General features: G+C 69.6%; 7 protein-coding genes. 6 read left to right on the plus strand and 1 reads right to left on the minus strand.

The window, feature by feature from the left end:
- The first annotated feature begins 8 nt into the window (after positions 1-8).
- Positions 9-3410, plus strand: coding sequence for an error-prone DNA polymerase (locus tag M6B22_RS07760; RefSeq protein ID WP_269445195.1), 3402 nt, complete (start codon positions 9-11; stop codon positions 3408-3410).
- A 20-nt stretch (positions 3411-3430) separates the two neighbouring features.
- Here the strand turns inward: M6B22_RS07760 and M6B22_RS07765 are convergent, their stop codons facing one another.
- Positions 3431-5797: a putative bifunctional diguanylate cyclase/phosphodiesterase gene (locus M6B22_RS07765; RefSeq protein ID WP_269445196.1), complete on the minus strand. Its 2367-nt coding sequence runs from the start codon at positions 5795-5797 to the stop codon at positions 3431-3433.
- A gap of 114 nt (positions 5798-5911) precedes the next feature.
- Here M6B22_RS07765 and M6B22_RS07770 point away from each other — a divergent pair, with 114 nt between their 5' ends.
- The 5 genes from M6B22_RS07770 (at position 5912) to M6B22_RS07790 (ending at position 12644) form a co-directional block, all read left to right on the plus strand.
- Positions 5912-7987: a putative bifunctional diguanylate cyclase/phosphodiesterase gene (locus M6B22_RS07770; RefSeq protein ID WP_269445197.1), complete on the plus strand. Its 2076-nt coding sequence runs from the start codon at positions 5912-5914 to the stop codon at positions 7985-7987.
- Between the two features lie 64 nt (positions 7988-8051).
- Complete coding sequence (locus tag M6B22_RS07775; protein ID WP_407935663.1) at positions 8052-8489, plus strand: CBS domain-containing protein; 438 nt, start codon at positions 8052-8054, stop codon at positions 8487-8489.
- 108 nt (positions 8490-8597) lie between these two features.
- On the plus strand, positions 8598-10265 hold the full coding sequence (locus M6B22_RS07780) for a GspE/PulE family protein (protein ID WP_269445199.1): 1668 nt from the start codon (positions 8598-8600) through the stop codon (positions 10263-10265).
- A 34-nt stretch (positions 10266-10299) separates the two neighbouring features.
- The gene (locus M6B22_RS07785; protein WP_269445200.1) at positions 10300-11415 is read left to right on the plus strand and encodes a type IV pilus twitching motility protein PilT; all 1116 of its coding nucleotides are present in this window, start codon (positions 10300-10302) and stop codon (positions 11413-11415) included.
- Positions 11415-12644, plus strand: coding sequence for a type II secretion system F family protein (locus M6B22_RS07790; protein WP_269445201.1), 1230 nt, complete (start codon positions 11415-11417; stop codon positions 12642-12644). Before M6B22_RS07785 ends, M6B22_RS07790 begins: the two co-directional genes overlap by 1 nt.
- Positions 12645-12666: the final 22 nt, after the last annotated feature.

A 12666-nucleotide genomic window follows, 5' to 3' on the forward strand; every position in this document is an offset into this window, starting at 1 on the left:
CTGGACAGATGGGCTGGCAGAACCCGGCGATCCCGTGGCACGAGCTGGAACGGCAGCTGTCCGGCCGGCCGGCCCGCGTCCACGACGAGCCGCCCGAACATCCCCCGCCGGCTACCCCTTCATTGGCGGGGGAACCCCCAGCTTCCCGCAAACGCCCGGCATACACGCCCACCCCGCTCGTCCACCCCACCGCGACCGTGCCGTACGCGGAGTTGCACGCGCACTCCTCGTTCAGCTTCCTGGACGGGGCGTCCGCGCCGGAGGAGCTGGCCGAGGAGGCGGTGCAGCTCGGCCTGCAGGGGCTCACCCTCACCGACCACGACGGCGTGTACGGGGTGGTGCGCTTCGCCGAGGCGGCCGAGGCACACGGGCTGGCCACCGCGTTCGGTGCCGAGCTGTCGCTGGACGTCCCGGTACCGCTCACCCGTACGGAGAAGGCCGTCGCGGCCCGGGTCGGCACGCCCGATCCCTCCGGCAGCCACCTGCTCGCGCTCGCCCGCAACCCTGCCGGATACGCGAGCCTGTGCCGGGTGATCAGCGCGGCACAACTGCGCGGCGGCGCCAAGGGACGTCCCGTGTACGACGCCGACGAGCTCGCGCACGCCGCGGCGGGCAACTGGCTGGTGCTCACCGGTTGCCGCAAGGGGGCGGCGCGCCAGGCCCTGGACGCCGGCGGCACGGCGGCCGCCCGGCACGCGCTGGCCGACCTGGTCGGCCGCTTCGGCCGCGACAACGTGGCCGTCGAGCTGACCCATGAGCTCGACCCGCTGGCCGACGAGCGGTACGAGGCCCTGGCCGGGCTGGCCGCCGAGCAGCACCTGCAACTGGTGGCCACCACCGCCGCGCACTACCACGCTCCCCCGCGCCGTCCGCTCGCCACCGCGATGGCCGCGGTCCGGGCCCGCAGCACGCTGGACGAACTGGACGGCTGGCTGCCGGCCTGGTCCGGGCAGCACCTGCGCTCGGGCGAGGAGATGGCCACCCGGTTCGCCCGCTGGCCGTCTGCCGTCGAGAACGCGGCCCGGCTGGCGGCCGAGATCGCCTTTCCGCTCAAGCTGATCGCGCCGGACCTGCCGCCCTTCAGCTGCCCGGACGGGCTCAGCGAGATGCAGTACCTGCGCCGCCTCACCTACGCCGGCGCGGCCGCCCGGTTCGCCGGCAAGCCGCACGAGAGACGCGCCCACGACATGCTCGAGCACGAGCTGGAGATCATCGAGCAGCTGCACTTCCCGGGCTACTTCCTGGTCGTGTGGGACCTCGTCCGGTTCTGCCGCGAGCAGGGAATCCTCTGTCAGGGCAGGGGATCTGCCGCCAACTCGGCCGTCTGCTACGCCTTGGGCGTCACCGCCGTCGACGCCGTCTACTACGAGCTGATGTTCGAGCGCTTCCTGGCGCCCGAGCGCGGCGAACCGCCGGACATCGACATCGACATCGAGTCGGGCCGCCGCGAGAAGGTCATCCAGTACGTCTACGCCAAGCACGGCCGCGAGCACGCGGCGCAGGTCGCCAACGTCATCACCTACCGGCCCAAGTCCGCGGTACGCGACATCGCCAAGGCGCTCGGCTACTCCACCGGACAGCAGGACGCGTGGAGCAAGGAGATCGAGCGCGGCTACTACTGGACCAGCGAGACCGAGGCGGACACCGAGGGCGTCCCGCCGCAGGTGGTCGCGCTGGCCGCTGAACTGCAGAACACGCCGCGACACCTGGGGATCCACTCCGGCGGGATGGTCATGTGCGACCGGCCGGTGATCGAGGTGTGCCCGGTCGAGTGGGGCCGGATGCAGGGCCGCACCGTGCTGCAGTGGGACAAGGACGACTGCGCCGAGATCGGGCTGGTGAAGTTCGACCTGCTGGGCCTGGGGATGCTCTCGGCGTTGCGCTACTGCTTCGACCTGGTGCGCGACCACCACGGCGTCGAGTACGACCTGGACGGCATCCCCAAGGAGCAGGAGTGCGTCTACGACATGCTCTGCGCGGCCGACTCGATCGGGGTGTTCCAGGTGGAGTCCCGCGCGCAGATGTCCACCCTGCCCCGGCTGCGTCCACGCAACTTCTACGACCTGGCGATCGAGATCGCGCTCATCCGTCCCGGCCCGATCCAGGGCGACTCGGTGCACCCCTACATCCGCCGCCGGCAGGGCACGGAGCCGATCACCTATCCGCACCCGCGACTGGAAGGACCGTTGAAGCGCACGCTCGGCATCCCGCTGTTCCAGGAGCAGCTGATGCAGTTGGCGGTCGCGGTCGCCGACTTCACCCCGGCCGAGGCGGACCAGTTGCGCCGCGCGATGGGTTCCAAGCGCTCGCGGGACAAGATCGGCGTGCTGAAGATCCGGCTCTACGACGGCATGGCGGCCAACGGCATCACCGGTGCCGTCGCCGACCAGATCTACGAGAAGATCCAGGCGTTCGCCGCGTTCGGTTTCGCCGAGTCGCACTCGATCTCCTTCGCGCTGCTCGTCTACGCCTCGTCCTGGCTCAAGCGGCACTACCCCGCCGCGTTCTGCGCGGCGCTGCTGAACGCGCAGCCGATGGGGTTCTACTCGCCGCAGTCGCTGGTGCACGACGCGAAGCGGCACGGCGTCGAGGTGCTGCCGCCCTCGCTCGCGCTGTCCGCGGCGGGAGCGGCACTGGAATCACCCGAGCGCCCGGATTCCCCCGAGCGCACAGCGCAATCGTGCGGGTGCGGGCAGGCACCGCCGCAACCTGCCGTCCGGCTCGGGCTGTCGAGCGTGCGGTCGATCGGCGACGAACTGGCCGACCGGATCGTGGCCGAGCGCGCCGCCGCGCCGTACACCTCGATGGCCGACCTGTCCCGCCGCGTCGGGCTGTCCGCCGACCAGGTCGAGGCGCTGGCGACGGCGGGCGCCTTCGACTGCTTTGGGCCACCGCGCCGCGAGGCGCTGTGGGCGGCCGGTACGGCGGCCACCGCCCGTCCCGGTCAACTGGACGTGACGGTGCTGGTGGAGGCCGCGCCGGACGGCATCCCGGAGATGACCGGGCCGGAGCAGCTGATCGCGGACATGTGGGCGACCGGCATCACCACCGACGTCTACCCCACCGCCGCGATCCGTTCTCGCCTGGCACGGCAGGGCATTCTCACCGCCGCTGCCGTGAAGGCGGTCCCGGACCGCACCCGCGTCACGATCGGCGGCGTGGTCACCCACCGGCAGCGGCCGGCCACCGCACGCGGGGTTACCTTCCTCAACATCGAGGACGAGACCGGGATGGTGAACGTGGTGGTGCCCGAGGTGGTGTGGCAGCGGCACCGGCGGGTGGCCCGCGAGTCCGGCGGCCTGCTCATCCGCGGCATGGTCGAGGAGACCGAGGGCGTCACGAATGTCTTGGCCGAGCGGATCGACAAGCTGCACCTGGGCATCCGCACCCGCAGCCGCGACTTCCGCTGACCGTCAGGGCAGCAGCGGGCTCAGCCGGCGTCGAGCAGGCCGTCCTCGGGCGCCGGCAGGTAGGCGAGGTCGGATTCGGACGCGGCGCGGCGCGCGACGTTCTCGGCGACGCGCTGGCTCAGCGGGCGCGACATCAAGAAGCCCTGCCCGCTCCAGCAGCCCATCTGCGTCAGCCGCTCGCGCTGCGCAGTGTCCTCGATGCCCTCGGCGACGGTCGACAGGTCCAGCTCGTGGGCGAGCCGGATGATCGCCTCGACGAGCCCGAAGCCGTCGGTGCGCTCTCCGGCGAGCTGGTCGACGAACGACTTGTCGATCTTCAAGATGTCGATGGGGAAGTTCCGCAGCTGACCCAGGGACGAGTAGCCGGTGCCGAAGTCGTCGACGGCGACGCGCACGCCCATCTTCTTGATCTTGTGCAGCGCATCGACCGACCGGCGCGCATCCGTCACCAGACTGGTCTCGGTGATCTCGATGACGAGCTGCTCGCCGGCCAGCCCGCTGCGGCGCAGCGCGCCGGCGACGTCGGCCACCAGATGCGGGTCGATCAACTGACGTGGCGACAGGTTCACCGACATGGTCAGGGCACCCTCGGGCGTCGCCGGCCAACCCGCAGCCGCCGCGCAGGCCCGCTCCAGCACCCAGCGTCCGAGCGGGACGATGAACCCGGTCTCCTCGGCCAGCGGGATGAAACGCATGGGACTCAGCGCGCCGAGCGTGGGGTGGTGCCACCGGACGAGCGCCTCGAAGCCCTCGAGCCGGCCGCCGTCGAGCGCGAACTGCGGCTGGAACTCCAGGTAGAACTCCTCGCGCTCCAACGCGCCGTCGAATGCGTTGGTGAGCCGCAGCCGTTCCACCGCGCGCGAGCGCATCGACGGCTCGAACATCGCGTAGCCGTTCTTGCCGTTGGACTTGGCCTCGTACATCGCGGCGTCGGCCTCAGCGAGCAGTTGCTGCCCGGACTTGCCGGCCGTGCCGAGCGAGATGCCGATGCTCGCCGACACCACCAGCGCATGGTCGTCCAGCCGGACCTGCTCGTGCAGCAGCCGCACGATGCGCCCGGCCACCGCCGTCGCATCCGAGGGGTCGACCACCTGGTCCATCAGCACGGCGAACTCGTCGCCGCCGAGGCGGGCGACGGTGTCCCCGGACCGGACGGCAGATGCCAACCGGTCGGCCACCGTGATCAGCAGCGCGTCACCGGCCGGGTGGCCGAGGCTGTCGTTCACGGTCTTGAAGCCGTCCAGGTCGCACAGGATCAGGCCGACCGTTCCGCCGTTGCGCTCGGCGGCCGACAACGCGTGCTGCAGCCGGTCGGTCAGCAGCGCGCGGTTGGCCAGGCCGGTGAGGCTGTCGTGGAAGGCCTGGTGGCGCAGGTCGGCCTCGAGGTCGTCGCGGACAGCCAGCGCCTTGCGGAGCGTGGCGGCCTGCTCGGCGAGCTCCTGCGCCTGCCCGGACAACCGCCCGACCATCCAGTCCATCCGCAGCAGGATCATGCCGATCAGTAGCAGCGAGGTGACTCCGAGCACGCCGATGTCAGCCCGCCGCAGCGCGATCCCGGAAACGACCAGCAGCGCCGGCGGGATGGCGGCGGAAATCGCGACCGTGGGCATCCAGGTCGAACGTCCCATCGGCTCCGAACGCACTGACGCAGGTTGGGCGGCCATCGAGGGATGCAGCGCCGCCACACCGATCAGCACGTAGTTGAGCAGCCACGTGACGTCGATGGCGCTGCCGTCGGTGTAGGCACCGTGCAGCTCGAGCAACAGGTAGCCGATGTCGCCGATCAGCATCACGACCATGGCCACCGCGACGATCTTGTGCGCGGCGCTGCGAGCCCCGCCGAACAGCAGCGAGCTGGCGAGCACGAAGACGATGCCGACGTCCATGATCGGGTACGCGGCCAGCGTCACCTTCGCGAGCCAGGTCAGCGAGCTGTCCCCGGCGTAGCTGCCGATCAGCAGCCGCCAGCACAGTGCGAACGCGCCCATCGTCACGATCGCGGCGTCGGTGCGGCGCTCGCGGGTGCCCCGGCCGGAGACCTGACGCCCCAGGCGCAGCACCGCGACGAACAGGAACGGGTAGGCGAGCAGGTAGAGCACGTCGACCAGCGACGGGTCGGGCAGTTCCCAGCCCATCTGGTCGTACACGATCGCCAGCGCGTCCGCCAGCATCGAGAACGCGCTGCCGAGCGCGAAGAACACCCAGGTGAGCCGGTCAGCCGGCCGGTGCCGGTGAATGCCGAGCAGCACCGCGAGCGCGCCCGCGAACCCGATCACCAGATAGATCACGGAGTGCGCCAGGCCCTGGCTCGGGAGCAGGAAGTAGACGGCGATCAGCGCGGTGCCTACCCCGAGCGCGATCTGCCAGAGCGAAGGGCGCCACGTCATGCCTGTCTAGTCGGCGGGCGGTGGCCGAATCTGAGGCATGATCAGCAGGCTCTGGCGCTAAATATGTCCGGCCGCCGGCCGATGGACATCCCAAGAGTCCACCCGGGAGTGTCCATGACCAGCAGGCGTAACGAGTTCTCGCTGCGCACGATCTCGATGTCGTCCATCACGTGGTACGCATCAGTCGCTGTGGGCTGGACGCTGATCGCCTACGCGGTCTATCGGCTGGCCGTCACGCCCGAGGTGGACATGGTCGCCGAGCTGGCGATGACCGCCTGCCTGCTGATCGCCCTGGAGCTGCTGCCCCTGGTGCAGGGCCGCGGGCACGACCCGCAGGGCGTCGTCATGTCCACCCCGTTCGGCTGCGCGATGCTCTTCATCTGGGGCCCCTGGCCGGCCATCCTGATGGTCGCCATCGCCTCGATCTCCGCCGACGCGCGGGCCGGCAAGCAGTGGTGGAAGCCGACCTTCAACGCCGGGCAGTACAGCATTTCGCTGTACTGCGGTTACCTGGTCATGGTCGCGGCCGGGAACAAGCCGACGCTGAGCGACCCGCTCCGCTCGTTCAGCCTCGCCGACATGGTCTGGGTCATCGGCGTGTGGGCCGTCTACTTCGTCGTCAACCTCGCGCTGGTTGCCGCGGTCCTGACGTTCCGCCGCAACTTCCGCAGCATGTTCACGGACGACTTCCTGCACTACAGCGCCATGACGTTCTCGGTGCTCGCGCTTTCCCCGCTGGTCGTGATCCTCGCCGAGACCACCTGGGAGCTGCTGCCGCTGCTGCTCATCCCGCTGCTGCTGCTGTACTACACCGCGCAGCTGTCCCTGGAACGCGAGCACGCGGCCTCGCACGACCCGCTGACCGGGCTGCCCAACCGCAGCGCGCTCAGCTTCGCGCTCGAGGAGGCGTTCGACGAGTACACGCACACCAGTCGTCCGTTCGGTCTCATGCTGATCGACCTGGACGACTTCAAGCTGGTCAACGACACCCTCGGGCACCAGATCGGGGACGAGCTGCTCACCGAGTTCGCCGAGCGGCTGCGCCAGTCGGTACGCACCGCCGACCACGTCGCCCGGCTGGGCGGCGACGAGTTCGCGGTGGTCGTGCTCGACGCCGATCAGGACGAGATGCTGCAGGTGGCGACCCGGCTGCGCACCGCGCTGGTCGAGCCGGTCCCGCTCTCGGCCGTGGAGCTGGAGGTCGAGGTCAGCATCGGCCTGGCGGTCTGCCCCGAGCACGGCACGGACAAGGACGAGCTGCTGCGCCGCGCGGACATCGCGATGTACACCGCGAAGGCCGATCGCACCGGAGTCGCGGCGTACTCGGTGCATCGCGACCAGAACTCGGCCGATCGACTCAGCCTGCTCGCCGAACTGCGCAAGGCCCTCAACACCGACGAACTCGAGCTCTACTACCAGCCGAAGCTGGCCACCCGCGACGGCTCCACGCTGGGCGTCGAGGCGCTGCTGCGCTGGCAGCACCCGCAGCGCGGCAAGGTGCCCCCGGACCTGTTCATCCCGCTCGCCGAACGGTCCGGGATCATGCCGCTGCTGACCGAGCGGGTGATCGGCCTGGCGCTGGCCCAGATGGCTGCCTGGCGGGATGCGGGCATGTACGTGCCGATTGCCGTCAACGTCTCGCCGTCCGACCTGATCGGCGACCGGCTGACCGATGTGATCATCGCCGGCCTGGACAGCTACTCGCTCCCCGCCGCGATGCTGCAGTTGGAGATCACCGAGCGGATGGCCACCCAGCAGATCGAGGCGGCCAACAACACGTTGCACCGGCTCCGCGCCCTCGGCGTCACCATCAGCCTGGACGACTTCGGTACCGGGTACTCCTCGTTGCTGCGCCTGCACATGCTGCCGGTGGACGAGATCAAGATCGACCGGGTGTTCGTCGCCGCGATGTCCGAGGACACCGAGTCCATCGGGATCGTGCGGGCGCTGGTCGACCTGGCCCACGCGCGCGGCCTACCGGCGATCGCCGAGGGCGTCGAGACCCAGGACGAATGGCAGGTGCTGTACTCGCTGGGCTGCGACGGCGTCCAGGGCTGGCACGTGGCGATGCCGATGCCGCACGCCCAGGCAACGGCCTGGGTGAAGGCGCGCACGGCCCTGAGCCCGCTGGCCCCGCGGGCGCACCCGACGCTCGACCGGGGCGTCACCTCCCACGAGAAGGCGATCTGAGCTAGCGTCGGAAGCGATGTCGGACCGCGCCGACCCGGCGCCTGATGGACTCGCGAGGTGGGCCGTGCAGATCTCGGACGTACTCCGGTACAAGGGCGATGAGGTCATCACGACAACTGCGCAGACCCCGGTTCGCGAGTTGCTACGCCTGCTCGCCGAACACCGGATCGGCGCCCTCGTGGTCGTCGCCGGCGAAACCGAGGCCGCCGCTGTGTCCGGAATCGTGTCCGAACGCGACGTGGTACGCCGGCTGCACGACCGTGGCGCGGACCTGCTGGACGCGACGGTGGGCGAGATCATGACCAGCACGGTGATCGGCTGCACGCCGCACGACTCGCTGGACAGCATCGCCACCACGATGACCGAGCGGCGGGTGCGGCACATGCCGGTGCTCGACGAAGGCCGCCTGGTCGGGATCGTGTCCATCGGTGACGTCGTGTCCGCGCGGATGCGCCAGCTCGAGCAGGACCGCGCCCAGCTCGAGCAGTACATCACCGGCTGAGCCCGCTACCCCTCAAGTCCGCTGCGTCCGGGCCGATGGTCTGGACGTAGAGCGCCGCGTGCCCGCGGTGCTCCCTGCACGGCGCGCCGCGTCGAAGGAGGGGGTGCCATGTATCCGTCCTATCGACCCCTGCTCGACGCGCTGCAAGCGCGGGGTGCGGACGCACACGCGTTGCAGGAGGCCGCTGACGAGGCCGACCGGAGCGGGCGCTCCATCCGCGACATCCTGATCAACGATCAGGTCATCACCGAGGTCGAGCTCACCGAGGCGTCCGCCGACGCCGCCGGCCTCAACGCCGTCGACCTCGTCGGCTACCCGATCGACGCCGCCGCGGTCGCGAAGATCCCGCTGCCGATGGTGCTGCGGCACCGCCTGCTGGGCATCGGCATCTCCGGCGACGAACTGGTCGTGGCGATCACCGATCCCGACGACGTCGTCGCGATGGACGACGTGCGCGCCGCGACCGCCATGGACATCCGCCCGGTCGTGGTGGCACGCAGCGAACTGCGCAGGATCATCGACCGCCTCAAGCGCGAGGAGAGCGACCTCGCCGACGTCGCCGCGTCGCTTCGGCCGGAGGACGACTCGGCCTTTGCGAACATCTCCGCCGGCGACGACGCCCCCATCGTCCGGTACGTGAACTCCCTGCTGGAACAGGCGATCCAGAACCGTGCCTCCGACCTGCACCTGGAGCCGTCCGAGAAGGACCTGCGGGTGCGCTACCGGATCGACGGCGTGCTGCACGAGGTCGACCGGGTGCCGGCCGGCGTCCAGTCGGCGCTCATCTCGCGGTTGAAGATCATGGCCGCCGTCGACATCACCGAGCGGCGGGTGCCGCAGAACGGTCGCATCACCGTCCGGCTGGACAAGCACACCGTCGACCTGCGCCTGGCGACCCTGCCCACGGTGTGGGGCGAGAAGATCGTGCTGCGTGTCCTGGACACCGGCGGCATCGACCTGGAGCTCAAGAAGCTCGGTTTCGCCGAGGACACCTACGCGCGCTTCTCCCGCTCCTTCACCAAGCCGCACGGCATGGTGCTGGTCACCGGGCCGACCGGCTCCGGCAAGTCGACCACGCTGTACGCGACCCTCGCGGAGATCAGCAAGCCCGAGGTCAACATCATCACGGTCGAGGACCCGGTCGAGTACCGGCTGGCCGGCGTCAACCAGGTGCAGGTGAACCACAAGGCCGGGCTGACCTTCGCCGCGGTGCTGCCGGCGATCCTGCGGTCCGACCCGGACGTCGTGCTGATCGGCGAGATCCGCGACAAGGCAACCGCGCAACTGGGCGTCGAAGCGGCCCTCACCGGCCACCTCGTGTTGTCCACCCTGCACACCAACGACGCGCCGAGCGCGATCACCCGGCTCATCGAGATGGGGATCGAGCCGTTCCTGGTGGGTTCCTCGCTCGACTGCGTGCTCGCCCAGCGGCTGTCCCGGCGACTGTGCGAGTGGTGCAAGGACGCCTACGAGCCGTCCGACGCCGAGCTCGAGGCGATGGCCTGGCCGACTGACCAGCTGAAGGCGCCCGAGCAGCTCTGGCGTCCGGTCGGCTGCCGCTCGTGCGGCCAGACCGGCTACCGGGGCCGGCTCGCGATCAACGAGGTCATGCCGGTGACGGAGGAGATCGAGCGGTTGGCGGTGCGGCACGCATCGTCCACCGAGGTCGGTCACGTGGCGGTCGCCGAGGGCATGGTCACGCTGCGCGAGGACGGCCTGCGCAAGTGCACATCAGGACTTACCACCGTCGAGGAGGTGCTCCGTGTCACCGTTTGAGGCTGGATACCGTCGAGCCAGGACCCTGCAGCCGGTGCTCTCCAAGCACCAGTCGGCGCTGCCGGGCCCGCAGCCCGACGAGGACGCCCGCAAATACCTGGACGACCTGCTGACACTGACGGTTCGGCGCGGCGGCTCCGACCTGCACATCACGGCCGGCATCCCGCCGGCGATCCGGCTGCACGGCTCGCTGGCGCCGCTCGAGGACCACGAGCCACTCGCCCCACAGGACACCGAGTTGTTGCTGCGCTCGATCCTCGACGACGACAAGTGGGAGCGGTTCGAGAACACCCAGGAGCTGGACACCGCGTACTTCGTCGAGGACGCCAGCCGGTTCCGCGTGAACGTGTACCGCCAGCGCGGCTCGATCGGTGCCGCGTTCCGCGTCATCCCGCACCACATCCGCAACCTGGCCGAGCTCGGACTGCCCAACGACGTCGAGCAGTTCGCCCACCTGCCGCGCGGTCTCGTGCTGGTCACCGGACCCACCGGGTCGGGTAAGACCACCACCCTCGCCAGCCTGCTGGACGTGGCGAACCGCACGCGCAGGGCACACATCATGACCATCGAGGACCCGATCGAGTACCTGCACACCCATCAGAAGTGCGTGGTGAACCAGCGTGAGGTCGGCGCCGACACCGCCGACTTCGCCGTCGCGCTCAGGCACGCGTTGCGCCAGGACCCGGACATCATCCTCGTCGGCGAGCTGCGTGACCTGGAGACGACGTCGGTCGCGGTCACCGCGGCGGAGACGGGCCACCTGGTGCTCGCGACGCTGCACACGCAGTCGGCCGCGCAGACCGTCGACCGTCTCATCGACATCTACCCGCCGCACCAGCAGCAGCAGATCCGCGCGCAGCTGGCGAACTGCCTGCAGGGCGTCGTCACCCAGGCGCTGGCCCCGACCCGTGACGGTAACGGCCGCACGATCGTCTGCGAGATCATGATCGCGACCCCTGCGGTGCGCAACCTGATCCGCGAGAGCAAGGTGCACCAGATCCCGAACGTGCTGCAGTCCTCGGGCGAGATCGGCATGATCAGCTTCGACCAGCACCTCGCACAGCGCTACAACCAGCAGCTCGTCAGCATGGGCACCGCCCTCGAGCTGGCGCATGACCAGACCGAGTTCCGTCGGCTTGCGAGGGTGTGATGGCTACCAAGACCTTCAGCTACGAGGCGCTGGACGCGTCCGGCGCGCTCGTCAAGGGAAAGATCGACTCCGAGTCGTCCGACGCGGCCGCCACTGCGCTGGCCAACCAGCGCCTGGTGCCGATGTCGATCGCCGGCGCCGGTACCGGGTTGCAGAAGGAGATCAAGCTCCCCGGCTTCCGCGGCGGGACGTCGCTGAAGGACCTGGCGATCTTCGCGCGGCAGTTCGCGTCGATGACCTCGTCCGGTCTCACCCTGCTGCGCTCGCTCGCGATCCTCGAGGAGCAGACGTCCAAGCCGAAGCTGCGTGAGGCGATCACCCAGGTGAAGCTGGAGGTCCAGGGCGGCGCGACGCTGTCGTCGTCGATGGCCCAGCATCCGGACCACTTCCCACCGCTGATGGTCAACATGATCAAGGCCGGCGAGACCGGCGGCTTCCTCGACGACGCGCTTGCCCGCATCGCGCGCATGTACGAGGCGGACGCGAACCTGCGTCAGAAGATCAAGTCGGCGATGACCTACCCGGTGATCGTGCTGATCTTCTCGCTGCTCATGGGCACCGGCGTGATCTTGTTCATCGTCCCGATCTTCGAGAAGATGTTCAAGAACCTCGGTGGCAAGCTGCCGCTGCCCACCCAGATCCTCGTCACGCTCTCGCACAACATGCTGTGGATCCTGCCGGTCGTCCTGATCGGCACGTTCGCCGGTTTCCGGGCGTTCCGCAAGGCTGTCCAGACGAACGCCTCGTTCCGGCTCAAGGTCGACCGGTTCAAGCTGCGACTTCCCGTGTTCGGCGCGCTGTTCACGAAGTTGGCCATCAGCCGCTGGGCGCGGAACCTGGGCACCCTGCTCGCCGTCGGTGTCCCGATCATCCAGGCACTGGACGTCGTGGGCGGAACGTCCGGCAGTGCGGTGATCAACGAAGCGATGATCGAGGTGCGTGACTCGGTGCGGCTCGGCGGCCAGATGTCGGCGCCGCTGGCCAAGCACCCGCTGTTCCCGAGCATGGTCGTGCAGATGATCGAGGTCGGCGAGGAGACCGGCCAGATCACCGACATGCTGGACAAGGTTGCCGACTACTACGACCGCGAGGTGGAGACCGCGACCGAGGCCCTCACCTCGGCGCTCGAACCGCTGCTGGTCGTGCTGCTCGGCGCGGTCATCGGCGTGATGGTGATCTGCCTGTACATGCCGATGTTCTCGATCTACCAGCACATCCAGTCCAACTAGTCCAGACCCCGCCCGCCGGTCG

The sequence above is a fragment of the Jatrophihabitans cynanchi genome (genome assembly GCF_027247405.1).
In the GTDB taxonomy this organism is placed as follows: Bacteria; Actinomycetota; Actinomycetes; order Mycobacteriales; family Jatrophihabitantaceae; genus Jatrophihabitans_B; species Jatrophihabitans_B cynanchi.